Origin of the sequence: Flavisphingomonas formosensis (assembly GCF_009755815.1) — a bacterium.
In the GTDB taxonomy this organism is placed as follows: Bacteria; Pseudomonadota; Alphaproteobacteria; order Sphingomonadales; family Sphingomonadaceae; genus Flavisphingomonas; species Flavisphingomonas formosensis.
In genome coordinates, this window is the sequence record NZ_WRPK01000012.1 from 136,140 (window position 1) to 149,867 (window position 13,728).

15 protein-coding genes are annotated in these 13,728 nt (G+C 66.1%); 9 read left to right on the top strand and 6 right to left on the bottom strand.

Annotation, left to right across the window (positions count from 1 at the left end):
* Nucleotides 1–92 precede the first annotated feature (92 nt).
* The gene (locus tag GQY20_RS32300) at nucleotides 93–269 is read left to right on the top strand and encodes a hypothetical protein (RefSeq protein WP_198351227.1); all 177 of its coding nucleotides are present in this window, start codon (nucleotides 93–95) and stop codon (nucleotides 267–269) included.
* 38 nt (nucleotides 270–307) lie between these two features.
* Here the strand turns inward: GQY20_RS32300 and GQY20_RS26860 are convergent, their stop codons facing one another.
* Both GQY20_RS26860 and GQY20_RS26865 read right to left on the bottom strand, forming a co-directional pair.
* Nucleotides 308–1,297 carry a hypothetical protein gene (locus GQY20_RS26860; protein WP_157220248.1) on the bottom strand — a complete coding sequence of 330 codons (990 nt, stop codon included), beginning with the start codon at nucleotides 1,295–1,297 and terminating at the stop codon, nucleotides 308–310.
* Nucleotides 1,297–2,538 carry a TIGR04063 family PEP-CTERM/XrtA system glycosyltransferase gene (locus GQY20_RS26865; protein WP_157220249.1) on the bottom strand — a complete coding sequence of 414 codons (1,242 nt, stop codon included), beginning with the start codon at nucleotides 2,536–2,538 and terminating at the stop codon, nucleotides 1,297–1,299. Before GQY20_RS26865 ends, GQY20_RS26860 begins: the two co-directional genes overlap by 1 nt.
* Before the next feature lie 94 nt (nucleotides 2,539–2,632).
* On the opposite strand from GQY20_RS26865, the gene GQY20_RS32305 reads away from it, so the two are divergent.
* Nucleotides 2,633–2,779, top strand: a complete 147-nt coding sequence (locus GQY20_RS32305; RefSeq protein WP_198351228.1) for a hypothetical protein — start codon at nucleotides 2,633–2,635, stop codon at nucleotides 2,777–2,779.
* Nucleotides 2,772–4,136 carry a putative O-glycosylation ligase, exosortase A system-associated gene (locus GQY20_RS26870; protein WP_157220250.1) on the top strand — a complete coding sequence of 455 codons (1,365 nt, stop codon included), beginning with the start codon at nucleotides 2,772–2,774 and terminating at the stop codon, nucleotides 4,134–4,136. Before GQY20_RS32305 ends, GQY20_RS26870 begins: the two co-directional genes overlap by 8 nt.
* 6 nt (nucleotides 4,137–4,142) lie before the next feature.
* Here GQY20_RS26870 and GQY20_RS26875 read toward each other — a convergent pair whose 3' ends face one another.
* Both GQY20_RS26875 and GQY20_RS26880 read right to left on the bottom strand, forming a co-directional pair.
* A complete protein-coding gene (locus GQY20_RS26875; protein ID WP_157220251.1) occupies nucleotides 4,143–4,811 on the bottom strand; it encodes a glycosyltransferase family 2 protein in 669 nt (222 codons plus the stop codon).
* Nucleotides 4,808–5,887, bottom strand: coding sequence for a hypothetical protein (locus GQY20_RS26880; protein ID WP_157220252.1), 1,080 nt, complete (start codon nucleotides 5,885–5,887; stop codon nucleotides 4,808–4,810). The genes GQY20_RS26875 and GQY20_RS26880 overlap by 4 nt, the downstream gene beginning before the upstream one ends.
* A gap of 81 nt (nucleotides 5,888–5,968) precedes the next feature.
* Here GQY20_RS26880 and GQY20_RS26885 point away from each other — a divergent pair, with 81 nt between their 5' ends.
* The 4 genes from GQY20_RS26885 (at nucleotide 5,969) to GQY20_RS26900 (ending at nucleotide 10,083) form a co-directional block, all read left to right on the top strand.
* On the top strand, nucleotides 5,969–7,072 hold the full coding sequence (locus tag GQY20_RS26885) for a glycosyltransferase family 4 protein (protein WP_157220253.1): 1,104 nt from the start codon (nucleotides 5,969–5,971) through the stop codon (nucleotides 7,070–7,072).
* A 99-nt stretch (nucleotides 7,073–7,171) separates the two neighbouring features.
* The gene (locus GQY20_RS26890) at nucleotides 7,172–8,281 is read left to right on the top strand and encodes a glycosyltransferase family 4 protein (RefSeq protein WP_157220254.1); all 1,110 of its coding nucleotides are present in this window, start codon (nucleotides 7,172–7,174) and stop codon (nucleotides 8,279–8,281) included.
* Nucleotides 8,271–9,008 carry a class I SAM-dependent methyltransferase gene (locus tag GQY20_RS26895; protein WP_157220255.1) on the top strand — a complete coding sequence of 246 codons (738 nt, stop codon included), beginning with the start codon at nucleotides 8,271–8,273 and terminating at the stop codon, nucleotides 9,006–9,008. Before GQY20_RS26890 ends, GQY20_RS26895 begins: the two co-directional genes overlap by 11 nt.
* Nucleotides 8,995–10,083, top strand: coding sequence for a nucleotidyltransferase family protein (locus GQY20_RS26900; RefSeq protein WP_157220256.1), 1,089 nt, complete (start codon nucleotides 8,995–8,997; stop codon nucleotides 10,081–10,083). The genes GQY20_RS26895 and GQY20_RS26900 overlap by 14 nt, the downstream gene beginning before the upstream one ends.
* On the opposite strand, the gene GQY20_RS26905 is transcribed toward GQY20_RS26900, so the two are convergent.
* A complete protein-coding gene (locus tag GQY20_RS26905; RefSeq protein ID WP_157220257.1) occupies nucleotides 10,003–11,064 on the bottom strand; it encodes a nucleotidyltransferase family protein in 1,062 nt (353 codons plus the stop codon). The genes GQY20_RS26900 and GQY20_RS26905 overlap by 81 nt on opposite strands.
* A gap of 20 nt (nucleotides 11,065–11,084) precedes the next feature.
* On the bottom strand, nucleotides 11,085–11,492 hold the full coding sequence (locus GQY20_RS26910) for a PqqD family protein (RefSeq protein ID WP_157220258.1): 408 nt from the start codon (nucleotides 11,490–11,492) through the stop codon (nucleotides 11,085–11,087).
* Nucleotides 11,493–11,854: 362 nt separating this feature from the next.
* On the opposite strand from GQY20_RS26910, the gene GQY20_RS26915 reads away from it, so the two are divergent.
* Together GQY20_RS26915 and GQY20_RS26920 are read left to right on the top strand one after the other, a co-directional pair.
* Entirely contained in the window at nucleotides 11,855–12,574 is a 720-nt protein-coding gene (locus tag GQY20_RS26915; protein ID WP_157220325.1) for a sterol desaturase family protein, read from the top strand.
* A complete protein-coding gene (locus GQY20_RS26920; protein WP_408641140.1) occupies nucleotides 12,574–13,728 on the top strand; it encodes an N-acetyltransferase in 1,155 nt (384 codons plus the stop codon). Before GQY20_RS26915 ends, GQY20_RS26920 begins: the two co-directional genes overlap by 1 nt.

Genomic DNA, 13,728 nt, shown 5'->3' on the forward strand with positions numbered 1-13,728 from the left:
GATGCTGAACCATGGCTTAGCGATGTGTTCGCAGACCCATGCCCCGGCCCCGCGCTGGCGTCCTCCGCAAAGCGGTGGCATTAGCCGCGCCCATGTCCGATTCTCGACCGCCCCGCGCCTCCGGCGCCTTCATCGCCCTGTCCGTGCTCGCTGGTGCGGTGATCGGTACGAAAGTCGGCCAGCCGACGATCGGCATATTCTGCGGAACCGCCGTCGGCGTGGCTATCGCGCTATTGCTCTGGCTTATGGATCGCAGCCAGGGCCGTTAAAGCGTCTTTCGGATCGCGCCATCGCACATGTGCAGCCGTCAGCCCCGCGAGGTCATCCGGCGGAGCTGATCCAGTGCGTCGCGCAAGGCATCGTCCATATCGTCCGGCGCGCCGGTCGTCGGGATCGACTGGATGGTCGCCGACGGACGCATCGTCCTGCCCGAACGGGTCGCGCGGCGGGCAAGGCCGGCCTCGAAGCGCGAGACGAGATCCTCGATGCTGGCATTATCCGTGCGCGCGGGCTCCGGCTTCGCAGCCGCCTTCTCGGCGCGCGGCGGGACTGCCGAAGCGACGAAATCCGCCGGCGCAACGTCGAGGGTGGACGGCTTCGGCGCGGCCGCGACGGCCGGCGCGGGCTCAACGGCAGGCTGCGGCGTTTCGGCAGGAGTCAGCGATTCGGCCTCTTGCTCAATGTCCCAGCGCTTGGCGATCGGCTCGTGATCGATAATGACAGGCGTTTCAGGTGTCGACGGCTCGGGCTCCATCGCGGCCGCGCCAGGCAGTTCATAGGGATCAAGCCGCAGTTCGTTCAGGCTATCACCCAGCGTATCGAAGGATTCGCCCAGATCCTCCTGGGCAAAGATCGGCCGGCGCGGCGGCGCATCGGGATGGCTGTCCGCCCGGCGCAGGCGCGGCTTATCCTTCAGCAGAGGCTCGGGCTCGCGCTCCCGGAAGATGCGTTCGGCCGGCGTCTTCGCTGCGAACTCTTCCGGTTCGGGCGCAAAGACGAACTCCGGCTTGCGGCGCGGTTTCGGCTTACGGCCGATCAGCCGCAAACCCGCCAGGGTGACGCCGAAGGCCAGGAGGCCGGTGACGACGGCCAGCAGCGTGCGGGCGGTGAAGCCCAGCGGCGGTTCGGCGGGAGGCAGGATCAGCGGGAGTCTGCTCATCACCACCAGCCGCTCGAACAGCGGCGTGGGCATGGCGATGGACACGAATGCCACCGCGCCGCCCATCAGCATGGCGACGAACACCGCGAACGGCAGACCACCTTTCGATTCCGCCAGTTTCTTAGCGATTGCAACCATCACAGAGCCTTGCCTGTCAGCTTTTGATAAACGGGTACGTAACGCGAAATATTTGAGGACCAGTTACGATCGCGCTCGACAAATGCTCGCGCAACCGTTCTTCTTTCCTCCCAGATCGCACGATTTGCGAAAAGATCGGCCAGCGAATCGGCGAGCGCCGCCGGATCGTCCGCCGGAAACAGCGTGCCGGTGACGCCATGCTCGATCAGCTCGCGATGGCCGCCGACGTCCGACGCGGCGACAAGCCGTTTCTGCGCCATCGCTTCCAGCGGCTTCAGCGGCGTCACCAGATCGGTCAACCGCATCGCCTTGCGCGGATAGGCGAGGATATCGACAAGACCATAATAGCGCTCCACCTCGCCGTGCGGCACACGGCCGACGAAACGGATCCGATCGGCCACCGGCGAGGCTTCAGCCTGGGCCCGCAACGCCGCCTCCATCGGGCCGCCGCCGACGAGCAGCAGGCACGCGTCGGGACGCCGCTCCACCAGCCGCGGCATGGCGGAGATGAGATCGTCGAGCCCCTCATAATCGTAGAAGGAGCCGATGAAGCCGACCACCTCCTTTCCCTCGAGGCCGAGCTGCGCGGCCAGCGCCGCATCGGGCGGCGGCGGATCGCCGAACAGCTCGAGATCGACGCCGTTCGGCGACACGATGATCTTGTCCGCCGCGATTCCGCGCGCGATCAGATCACCGCGTAGGCCTTCGCAGATCACCGCCACTGCGTCGGCAGCGCGCGCCGCGCGGGTTTCGAGCAGGCGGGTCAGCCGATAGCGCGGCGATCCTTCGCGCCCGGTGCCGTTGCCGACCGCCGCATCCTCCCAGAAAGCGCGAATCTCGTAAATGACCGGCAGCTTGCGCCGCCGGGCGACGCGTAACACGGCCATCGCGTTCAGTACCGGCGAATGGACATGGAGCTGATCCGGCTTCCATTCGTCGATCAGCGCATCCAGCCGTGCAGCAAGCGCGGCGATCTCCCGCCATTCTCGCAGCGGCGAGCGCGCCTCAGCCGGCTTCGGCGTACGGAAGAAAGTCAGGCCGTCCACCGTTTCCGGATCCGGCCCGGTCATGGTATGGCGCGCGCCCGTGAGCCCCGCCACCGACCAGCCGCGGCCGAGCTGCGCTTTCATGATGGCGCGCGTGCGGAAGGTGTAGCCGGAATGCAGCGGCAAGCTATGATCCAGGATATGCAGCACCCGGAGCTGCGTCCCCTCGTTCCGAATGTCACCCCGTTGGATCATGAAGCCCCTTATGCCATCACAAGCCTTAACGGCACGTCAACCCGAATGCATTAGCCCGGGATATCGAATCCGCGCGCGGGAGAAGAACTGACCGATGATCGACACACTCTCGCTGGCGATCACCCACGCCCTGCTGCTGATCGCGGCGTGGCGGCTGATTCACCGCCCGGACCTCAATGACGACGATGCCGAGCCGATCGAACGCGGGTTCGTGAAGCGGGAGCAGCCGCCGCGTGCGTGACCTTGCACTGATCGGCTTTCTGTGCGCGCTGTTCGGGTTCGGCTTCAAGCGTCCGTTCCTGTTCGTGCTTGCCTATGTCTATATCGACATCGTCTCGCCACAGCGCATCTGCTATTATCTGCTGAATAGCGTGCCGATTTCGTTGATCGCCTTCCTGCTCGCCATCGGCGGCTGGGCGGCGACGGACAACAAGCGCGACGTGCGCATGGCGCCGCGCCAAGGGCTCCTCCTCCTGCTGCTGCTGTGGGCAGGCTATACCACCCGCTATGCCGATTTTCCCGTGGAAGCCCTCGATAAATGGTCATGGGTGTGGAAGGCGCTGGTCTTCGCCATCTTCCTGCCGCTGACCCTGCGTACCAAGCTCCGCTTCGAGGCGCTGCTACTGTTCATGATCCTGTGCGCGGCCTCGATCGTGATTGTCGGCGGCATAAAGACGCTGGCCTCGGGCGGCGGCTACGGCGCGCTGAACCTGATGGTCGACAATAATAGCGGCCTCTACGAAGGCAGCATCATCTCGACGGTTGCCATCGCGATCATCCCGGTCATCTTCTGGCTGATGCAGCATGGCACGATCTTTCCTCCCGACTGGCGGGTGCGTCTGTTCGGTGTCGCGCTGACCTTCGCCTGCCTGCTGATCCCGATCGGCACGCAGGCCCGCACCGGCCTGATCTGTGCGGGCCTCCTGTCGGTGCTGATGCTGCGGGTGGTGAAAAAGAAGGGACGCTATGTCGTGCTGCTCGGCCTTGCCGGCCTGGCGGCGATCCCCATGCTGCCTTCGAGCTACACGAGCCGCATGGACACGATCAAAGGCTATCAGGGCGATCAATCCGCCTCGACCCGCCTCGCCGTATGGCGGTGGACCTGGGAATATGCGAAATCGCACCCGCTCGGCGGCGGCTTCGAAGCCTATCGCCAGAACAAGCTGAAGATCGATCTGGTGAAGACGAGCGGCAGCGGCGGCGTGCAGAGCACGCAGACCACCGCCGAATATGATGCCGGCCGCGCCTTCCACTCCAGCTATTTCGAGATGCTCGGCGAGCAGGGCTATCCCGGCCTTGCCATGTGGCTGATCCTCCACTTTTCCGGCCTGTTCCGGATGGAGATCATCCGCCGCCGCTATCGCGATGCGGATGGCAAGGACCGCTGGATCGCGCCGCTGGCGACGGCGCTCCAACATAGTCACTTCCTCTATCTGGTCGGCGGCGCGTTCGTCGGCATCGCCTTCCAGCCCTTCGTCTACCTGTTCGTCGGCGTGCAGATCGGTTTCGACACCTACCTCAAACGCAAGCGCAAGGAAGCCGCATGGCGTCCGCTGGTCGACCGCCTCTCGCCCCAGGCGACGGTAGCGCGCGCCTGAGTCCTCTCAGGCGGCACCCGCCCGGCGCTGCCGTATTGTGGCGCGCAGCACCTGCAGATGTTCGCGGTGATTTTGGGCGGGATCCACCGCGCTCATGCTCTCCGGCCGCAGCAGCCGGTACATGAGCACCATCGGATCCAGCGCGATCCGCACGCCGGCATTGCGGGCGCGCACATGCCAGTCCAGCGCACCACCATGCTGCAGGTCGGCCGCGAAAGGCCCGACCTGTTCGAATGCGGAGCGCCGCACGACGAGCGTTCCGCAGGTATAGGCGGGGACGGGTTCGCCGATCGGCGCGCCGGCCGCGTCGACATTCTGGGCGAGGCAGGCGGTACCGCCGATCGTCGGATCAGCCCGCATGGCCGCGACGGCAGTGGAAAAGCGCGCCGGATCGAAGCGATCGTCACTGTCGAGAAAAGCCAGGAACTCCTCGTCCGCCTCCATCGCCGCGAGGTTTCGCGCCGCATTCGGCCCCCGCCGCGGCTGGCGCAGATAGTCGATCGCATGCCGATAGGGAGCGAGGCTCTGCTCGATCGCGTCGGTCGATGCATCATCGACGACCACGATCCGCGACGGCGGTAGCGTCTGGCCCAGCAGGCTCTCGATCGCGAAGCCGACATGCTCCGCATCATTGTGGACCGGGATGATGCAGACCAGCGAGGCGGCTTGAGTCACGCGGCAGTTCCCTCCAGCAAGCCACGGACGCAGCGCCCGATGCTGGGCAGATCACGGCCGACGGCCAATTCGTAGCACGGACAGGATCGCACGAGCGCACCGATCGCAGCCATAGCCTGTGCGGTTTCGAGAAACGGAATCTGCAGGATGCTGGACGGCGCGAGCCGGCGCAGCGCTTCACCGGGCGTGATCCGGCGCGCGGCCGCGACGGGCGCATCGCCCACCCGAGGGAGAGCGACCGCGACGATCCGGGTCTGTGCGACGAGCGCGCCGGGCAGCGCATTCGTGAGCGAAAAGCCGAGCTTGCGTTCCCCGCTTTCGGCGCCAGGCAGGGGATGGCCCGTGATCCAGCCGACGGATCGGCTATGTTCGGCCTCCAGCCATGCAGAACCATAGAAGCTGTGGCCATCGACATGCGCACCCTGCACGCGCAGGCCGATATAATCGTCGCCGAGAAAATCGAGGCCGCTCCGCGCGCAGGCGAGCGCCGACGTGCTCTTGCCCGAACCGCCCTTGCCGCCCAGCACCAGACCGCGCCCGGCCGCGGAGACGAGCGCGGCGTGGAGAGGGATAGTGTTCCGCGCCGCATGCCACTGAAACAGCAGCGGCTGTAACGGCTTGCCGATTTCGAAGAAGGACAAGGCGTTCGCATCGGTGACGCAGCCGGCGAGCAGCCCCGCTTCGATATCGAGGATCGCGAAGATGCGCGGCGACTGGAAGCCCACCACACCACCCTGCCTAACCACCACGCCGTCACCGAACGGCGCCTGTTCGCGCAGGAGCAGCCGCAGATCGGGCAAAGGGCGCGCGACGCCGGTCTCGCTGCTGTCCCACAGCAGGATCCGCAGATCCGGCCGCGCATCCGCCGTCGTGGTCAGATGCGCGAACGCGCCGGTAAGCGCCTTCGCCAGGGCCGCGCCGACAATCTCGAAACGGACGATGGCATCGCCGAAGCGGAATGTGCTGCGGATTGGATTGCCGTGGCCAGCGGCGCGGCGATGACCGTCCAGCAGCGCATGAAGCGGCGCCACGGTCCCGTTGGAATCGTCTTCGGAAAAAACGGAACGCATCGCCATCACTGCGAAGCATATCCGTTCCTTTTTGGGCGGAACAGCCTGTCATGGCGGCTTTGCCTGCAATAAGATGCGCATTCGACCATGAAGATCCTGTTCTGGACCAACGCCTATGCCCCGATGATCGGGGGCGCTGAAATCTGGGCACGCCGCTATCTGCGCGCGCTCGAACGGCGGGGACATGAGATCGCGGCGATCGTGGTGGCAGATATGGAAGGGCCGGTATGCGAAAACCGTCTCGACGACATTCCGCTGCTCTGGCTTCCGCTTCGCGAGGCGATCGACCGGCGAGATCCGGCCGCATTCAAACGCGCGCTGACCCTCGCCCAGACGGCGGTTGACCGCTTTGCGCCGGATATCGTCCAGATCAGCAATTTCGGCGTGGCCTCGCTCCTGCTCGCACGGATGCTGCGACAGCGCCTGCAGCGCCATCCTCTCCTGCTGACCGTCCACAACGTCTGGCCGGACGAGGATGCCGCTCCCGGATCACCGCTGGACGGGATCGTCAGATCCGCAAGCCGAATCGCAACTTTTCACACCTCGATCGACGAATGGCTCCGCCGCCGCTGGCCCGCCACGGCCGCGACCGTCATTCCCCATGCCGTGCCACCCACGGCGTTGCCGCCGGCAGCGATCCCGAACGGCGCTCCGTTTCTCTTCTGCGGCCGGCTCAGCCCCGAAAAGGGCGCGCTCACCCTCGTGGACGCGTTCGCCCGGGTGATCGCCGAAGCACCGGACGCGCGGTTGCTGATCGCCGGCGACGGCGTCGAGCGCGATCAGGTGGATGCCGCCATTCGCGCCCATCGCCTCGGTCATGCCATCGCCCGGATCGGCGCGGTGCAGCCGGCCGGCGTGGCGGACCTGATCGATCGCAGCCTCGCCGTCGTCATTCCCTCCTTCATCGAAGGCTATGGCCTGATCGCGGCGGAGGCGGCCTGGCGGGCGCGGGGCGCCATCGCGTCCGACGTGGGCGGCCTGCCCTCGACCGTGGTTCACGGACGAACCGGGCTACTCTGCCCGCCCGGCGATCCGGCTGCATTGGCCCGTTCGATGCTCGCGCTTCACCGCTCCCCCCGGCGCGCGGCGGAACTCGGCGCGGCGGCACTACAGGCGGCCGGACAGAGGCCGGGCTGGCCCGCGCATGTCGACGCATTCGAACATCTCATCGAAGCGATGATCCGCACATGACCGCCTTTCGAAAAACTGAAGCGGCCCGCACGGGCAAACAGGCTCTCGTCTGAAAAGCATCTCCCTCTTTGTAGAGCAATGTATTAGCGTTGCGAACAGATGCGCATAATTCACTGGTCCGATTGCTATCCTCCCTTTCGCGGCGGAACGGAAACGGTCGTCTGCCGTCTCGCGACAGCCATGGCCGCAGAGGGGCACGATGTTTTGGTCGTCACCAACGGCGCGGAGGGGCTGGCCCCGCACGAGAAAGTGCAAGGCGTCGCCATTCACCGCTTCCCTTTCCGCGCCGCGCTGGAAGCATCCGATCCGCACGCCATACTCCAGGCCTTGAAAGGCGTCGCCGCGGTGAAGCGGGAATTCGTGCCCGACGTCATCCATCTTCATTTCAACGGACCGAGCTGTTTCTTTCACCTGCGCACGCATGCAACGCGCCCCTGCCCCGTCCTGGTGACGATCCATGGTGGTCTCGGCGACTGCAGCGGCGGCGCACGCAACGCGCTCGGCCAGTTGCTCGATACCGCGGACTGGGTGAGCGGCGTCTCCCATGCGATGGTGGCGGAGGCGATCGCCGTCTCGCCGCTCGTCGCCATGAAATCATCGGTCATCTACAATGGCGATCACCGTGCCCGACCGATCGCGCCGCGAGCCGAGCCGCCCATCCTGTTCTGTTTCGGCCGCCACGTGCCGGACAAGGGCTTCGATCTTGCAATCGCGGCGATGCCGGCGATTCGCGCGATGTATCCCGACGTGCGGCTGGTCATCGCCAGCGACGGGCCGGAACGCGTCAATCTGGAAAAGCAGGCGCAATCGCTCGGCCTCGGCGAGGCCGTCTGCTTCGTGGGCTGGGTGGACGAAGCGGCGCTGCAGCAGTGGATCGACAGGGCGAGCATAATCATCGTGCCTTCCCGCTGGGCCGAAGGTTTCGGACTCGTCGCGCTCGAGGCAGCGCTTGCCGCCCGCCCGGTGATCGCCACCGCCGTGGGGGGATTGCCGGAAGTGGTGCGCGACGGAAGAACCGGGATCATCGTCCCGCCTCACCATGCCGCGGCGATCGCGGATGCGGCACTTCGGCTGTTGGACGATCCAGCCTGGAGCCGCGCACTGGGCGAAAATGCGCGCGCCGATGCCGCCCGCTTCGGCTTGCGCGCGCAGCTCGACAGCTTCATCGCCCTCTACGCACGGCTGCAAGGCAGAGCCGATGCTGCCTGATCCCTCTGCGCTGCGTCAGCGCATGATGGAAATCGATTGGTTTCACCGGATCGAGATCGCGCCGGGAATGGTGACGCCCGGAAAGATCGATCCCGCGATCCGCGTCGCCGGCCTCCGGCTGCCGGAGGATCTGACCGGCCAGCATGTGCTGGACGTCGGCGCCTGGGACGGCTTCTTTTCCTTCGAGGCCGAACGGCGCGGCGCGGACCGCGTCGTCGCGATCGATTCCTTCTGCTGGTCGGGCGATGGCTGGGGCAGCCGCGCAGGCTTCGATTTTGCCCGGCAGGCGCTCGGATCGCACGTCGAGCCGGTCGAGATGGAGGTGCTCGATCTCGATCCGGCGCGGATCGGCCGGTTCGACATCGTGCTGTTCCTCAACGTGCTTTATCATATGCGCAACCCGGCGCTGGCGATCGAGCGGGTGGCGAGCGTCACGCGCCGACAGCTCATCCTGGAAACGCACACTGATCTCAACGACGTCGACGTGCCGGCCGTCGCGCTCTACAGGCCTGGCGAACTCTGGCAGGACGAGACTAGCTATTGCGGGCCGAACCTACCGGCGCTGGAAGTCATGCTGCACGATGCCGGCTTCGATCGCGTCGAGATCGTCGGGACAGCGAGCAAGGCACGCCGCATGGCGCGGGCGCTGCTCCACGAGCGCGAATACGGCATTCCGCGCGAACGCACGCTGCGCCAGGGCTGGGCAGTCGTCCATGCCTATAAATGACCTGCACGGCGCGATACGGAACCGTTTGGAGCCGGCGCCCGACGATGCGTTGCTGCTGCGGGCGGCCTTCGCGCCGGCCGGCGAGTTCGCGATCCGCTTCGCGGACTGGGCCAGGGCGGTGGACGGCGCGCCGCCGCGCAACGCCTATACGCTGCTGCAGTTGCTCGCGCCGCGTATCGGCGAGAATGATGACCACGATGCGCTGGCCGTGCTGTGCCGTCGCCAATACCGGTTGGTTTGGGCAAAGACCCGCCTGCTCGAACGCCGCCACGCCGCGATACTCGATCGCTTTGCCGGGAGCGGAATCGCCTGCCTCGTCCTCAAGGGGCCGGCGCTCCAGCCGCTCTATTATGCCGATCCCGGGCTGCGGGCGATGGGCGATCTCGATCTGCTCGTCCAGCCGTCGCAGTTTTGCGAGGCGCTGGCCTGGTTCCTCGCGAGGGGATGGCGATCGGATCAGTTCGCCCGCCCGCGGCGATTCGACATTCGCTTCGGCCGTGCCGTCTCGCTGGTAAATACCGCGGGTGATCTGATCGATCTCCACGTGCATGCCTTTCACCAGCAGGCCGCATGGGCGGCGGCGCCGGGGCTGTTCTGGGCGCATGCGCAACCGCTGGCCATCGCCGGGGCCGCAACCGCGACTCTGTGCGCCGAGCATCATCTGATCCATCAGATCGAACATGCGATCGCCGACCAGGCTCGTAACAGCCGCTGGATCGCGGACGGCATGATGTTGATCCGCTCTGGCCGGATCGACTGGGGCCGGCTGATTGATCATGCCGAGACGCTCGGCCTGGCGGGACTGGTCAGCGAGGGACTGCAGGTGCTGCACGCCTTCGGGGCGGAGATTCCCGACGCGGCGCTCGCGCGGCGGCCGATGGGAGCGGTTCGCATCGAGGCGTGGCACGCGATCGATTCCCGATTGGGGCGGCTACGGTTCCACGCCGGAGCGTTGCGCGATGCCGCTCAGCGCGCCGGTCGATGGCCGCTGGCATTATTGCCGGCCTATCTTCGCTTTCTCGCGGCGCGGCGTGGTTTGCCTGGACAGCATCTGGCCGAGGCCCCAGCGCAATAGGGAGCCCCGTACCCCGAAATCCGTGCTCGCCCGGATCATCGCCCGCATGCCGCCACGGCGACGCGCCCGCTCCAGCGCAGCCATTCGCCCGGCGCGATCAAGCGAGCAGACGCTTTCTCGCAGCCGGGACAGCACCATTTCGGGAACGGCAACGCCGGTCACTTCCGAAAGCCATGCCAGCCGCCCGACTATGTCGACCACGTCTGGTCCGCGCAGCGAAGCGACGGCGTTCCAATCGACCCCTCCCGCCCGTATCGCAATCGCTGCGTCGGCTGCCCAGGCCGTGCCGCGCGGCGGGTGGCACGCGGCGAGCAGCAGGCAGTGAAGGAGCAGCGCCGTCGCATCAGGCACCAGCACGTCAGCTCCGCCCACGCTCACCGAGACAGCCTGTGCACGCAGATAATCCAGATCGAGGTTCGAATCGGTGCAGGGCAAGGGCGCCCCATGAAGCAGGACGCGCAGGCCGGAACCGTGCTCGAAGGCCACGGCGGCAGGGCAACGGGGCGGCAGAGCCTGCCGCAATCCGGCCCCTTCGAGCGCCGACCGCGCGGCGCCATGACTCTCCGGCGGAACCAGCAGATCGAGATCATGCCGATGCCGCAAGCCCGAACGGGCGTAGGCCGTCAAGGCCAGAGCATGTCCCCGCGACAGGAGCATGGGACAGCCCGCGCGATCCATCGCGCCGGCAAGCTCGGCCGTGATCGCATCGAAAGTCGCGCTGCGACCGGCTTCGTGAAGCGCGGCGGCGCGCAGCTTGATGCCTGCCGGCCCGTTGAGCCGGCCCTCGGCCTCGAGCCGATCGGCGAGAAGCGGCAGCATCCAGCGCCGGCCCTCATCCGGTGCGGTCAGTTCGGCGAGCAGACTGTCGACAGCGGCCTGCCGAGCCGCGGGATCGTCCGACAGGCAGGCACGCAAGATGCGGCTTTCGGCGCGCGACGGCAGGCCGAAAGACGGGAGAAAGGCGTCGAGACCGCCCGCCATGCTGCGTCCCGCCAGCGCGGTCAGCGCGTCGGCGCGTCCAGCATCGGCATCGGCGGATCCAGCGCCATGAGGTCGGTCATGTCGCGATAGACGTTCAGCACGGGCACGGCGAAGGCGATCTTGGGCGGTGCGACGGAGATATCGGCGGCATCCGCGGACGGACGCACCAGATCTTCGGTCATCAGCTCCGCCAGGAAGCTGTCGAGGGCGGCATCGACCTCCGTCTCGTCGGCGCCGGGCGCTGCGCACAAGGCGGACCGGATCGCTGCGATCGAAGCACCGGCACTGATCTGATCCCAGATCCAGCCCCCTATTCCGTCGATGCTGTAGTAAATACCGGTCGCGATGTTGATGATCACCGCCTCGCCTTCCACCACGTCGGCGACGATATTCTGAAGATTGGGAACGACCGAGCCCTTATTGTCCATGATCTACCTGTCCCCCTGAGCAACACGACCGGAATGATCTCCACGGCTCGACTATATCGAGAGGCTTCGGGCGGGGAAGCGGCTTTTTACACGAAATTCATCCTGTGAGCCAAAGCTGCCACGATCGGCCGGCCAAGGAAGCAATCCCCAGCATTTTCGCGGGTTCGCGCGCCGCTCTGGGTCCATTGCGGCCTCCGGCCCCACCCTCGTCGCAAAAGCGCCGCATTGCAACGGCATGGCGTCTCGCCATATCAGGGCGTCCTACGCGCGCCCACGGGTCTCGTGATTTTGAGGTTGCCAAGGTGAAGACTGTCGAATCCCCGCGCACCGGCTTCTGGAGCCGATCGCACCATCTCGATCGCATGACGCTGCGCGAGCTGGTGGTGGCCTATTTCCAGTATCCGGCGATCATCGCCTATCTGGCGCTCAGCGTCGTGGCGATCGGCTATACCGTCCGCAATCCGGCGCCGCTGTTGCCAACGGTGGCGACCGTCGCGATCTCGATCCTCGTCTATCCGCTGGTCTGGTACGTGCTGCACCGCTGGGTGCTGCACAGCCGCTGGATGTTCAAGGTGCCCCTGCTTGCGGCCACCTGGAAGCGCATCCATTACGATCACCACCAGGATCCGAATCACCTGGAGGTGCTGTTCGGCGCGCTGCACACTACACTGCCGACGATCGCACTGGCGACGATGCCGATCGGCTGGGCGCTGGGCGGCGCGGGCGGCGCGAGCGCCGCGCTGGCGACCGGCCTGCTCACCACCTGCTTCTACGAATTCTGCCACTGCATCCAGCACCTCTCCTACAAGCCCAAGAACAAGATGCTGGCGGCGATGAAGCAGCGCCACATGGCGCATCATTTCCACGACGAGAACGGCAATTACGGCATCACCAACTTCTTCTGGGACCGGCTGTTCGGCACCTTCTACGAGCGGATCGAGCGGGCGAAGAAGAGCCCGACCGTGTTCAACCTCGGCTACACACCGGAAGTCGCCGAGCGCTATCCCTGGGTTGCGCGGCTGTCGGGCGGTGTCGCCACCGGCCATCCCCGCCAGCGCCGCGCGGTGACGGACGCCGAATGATGTCCGGTCCGCTCACTGTCCGCCCGGTTCGCACTGCCAAAGATCGCAAGGCGTTCGTCGACCTCGCCTTCCGCCTCTATGCAAAGGATCCGAACTGGGTTCCGCCGCTTAAGGACGAGGTTCACGGGCTGATCAATCCCAAGAAAAATCCGTGGTTCGGTCATGCCGCCGCTGAATTCTTCCTGGCGGAGCGCGGCGGCAAGGCGGTGGGGCGGATCTCGGCACAGGTCGACCAACTCGTTCTCGCCATGCCGGCCGAGCAGGGCGGCGGCCCCGGCACAGGGCAATGGGGCATGATCGAGGCCGAGGACGGCGAAGTTGCCGCCGCGCTGATCGAGGCGGCCGAGGCGTGGCTGCGCAGCCGCGGCATGACCAGGTCGGTAGGCCCGATCAGCATCTCGATCTGGGATGAGCCGGGCCTGCTGGTGCAAGGCCATGATCATCCGCCGACGGTGATGATGGGCCATCACAATCCCGCCTATCAGTCCTGGGTGGAAGCCGCCGGCTATGCCGGGATCAAGGACCTCTACACCTATGATCTCGACATTTCGAAGGAGTTCCCGCCGCTCGTCCAGCGCATCGTCGCCAGCGGCGAGCGCAACGCGCGGATTCGCATCCGTGAGGTGGACAAATCCCGCTTCAACGAGGAAGCGGCGCTCATCCTCGGCATCCTCAACAATGCCTGGTCGGACAATTGGGGCTTCGTGCCGCTGACCGACGCCGAGATTGTCTATGCCGGCAAGAAGCTGAAGCCGATCGTGTTCAACGATCTGATCCGCGTCGCCGAGGTGGAGGGCGAGCCCGTCGCCTTCATGATGACGCTGCCGGACCTCAACGAGCTGACCGCGGACTTGGGCGGCAGCCTGTTCCCGTTCAACTTCATCAAGCTGCTCTGGCGCCTGCGCCATCCGCGCGTGCGCACCATGCGTGTGCCGCTGATGGGCGTGGTCAAGCGACTGCAGGCGACCCGGCTGGCGAGCCAGCTCGCCTTCATGATGATCGAATATATCCGCCGCGCCTCGGTGGCCAATTACGGCGCCTCGCGCGGAGAGATCGGCTGGATCCTCGACGACAATCAGGGCATGCGCTCGATCGCCGAGACGATCGACAGCAAGGTCAACAAGACCTACCGAATCTACCAGAAGACGCTTTAA

What these genes read in the sequence shown, in the direction of transcription:
- GQY20_RS26885 (WP_157220253.1), top strand. Translation starts at nt 5,969, where the DNA reads ATGAAGATCCTGTTCTGGACCAACGCCTATGCCCCGATGATCGGGGGC.
- GQY20_RS26880 (WP_157220252.1), bottom strand. Translation starts at nt 5,887, where the DNA reads ATGGCGATGCGTTCCGTTTTTTCCGAAGACGATTCCAACGGGACCGTG.
- GQY20_RS26860 (WP_157220248.1), bottom strand. Translation starts at nt 1,297, where the DNA reads ATGGTTGCAATCGCTAAGAAACTGGCGGAATCGAAAGGTGGTCTGCCG.
- GQY20_RS32300 (WP_198351227.1), top strand. Translation starts at nt 93, where the DNA reads ATGTCCGATTCTCGACCGCCCCGCGCCTCCGGCGCCTTCATCGCCCTG.
- GQY20_RS26900 (WP_157220256.1), top strand. Translation starts at nt 8,995, where the DNA reads ATGCCTATAAATGACCTGCACGGCGCGATACGGAACCGTTTGGAGCCG.
- GQY20_RS26890 (WP_157220254.1), top strand. Translation starts at nt 7,172, where the DNA reads ATGCGCATAATTCACTGGTCCGATTGCTATCCTCCCTTTCGCGGCGGA.
- GQY20_RS26915 (WP_157220325.1), top strand. Translation starts at nt 11,855, where the DNA reads ATGACGCTGCGCGAGCTGGTGGTGGCCTATTTCCAGTATCCGGCGATC.
- GQY20_RS26920 (WP_408641140.1), top strand. Translation starts at nt 12,574, where the DNA reads ATGTCCGGTCCGCTCACTGTCCGCCCGGTTCGCACTGCCAAAGATCGC.
- GQY20_RS32305 (WP_198351228.1), top strand. Translation starts at nt 2,633, where the DNA reads ATGATCGACACACTCTCGCTGGCGATCACCCACGCCCTGCTGCTGATC.
- GQY20_RS26910 (WP_157220258.1), bottom strand. Translation starts at nt 11,492, where the DNA reads ATGGACAATAAGGGCTCGGTCGTTCCCAATCTTCAGAATATCGTCGCC.
- GQY20_RS26895 (WP_157220255.1), top strand. Translation starts at nt 8,271, where the DNA reads ATGCTGCCTGATCCCTCTGCGCTGCGTCAGCGCATGATGGAAATCGAT.
- GQY20_RS26905 (WP_157220257.1), bottom strand. Translation starts at nt 11,064, where the DNA reads ATGGCGGGCGGTCTCGACGCCTTTCTCCCGTCTTTCGGCCTGCCGTCG.
- GQY20_RS26865 (WP_157220249.1), bottom strand. Translation starts at nt 2,538, where the DNA reads ATGATCCAACGGGGTGACATTCGGAACGAGGGGACGCAGCTCCGGGTG.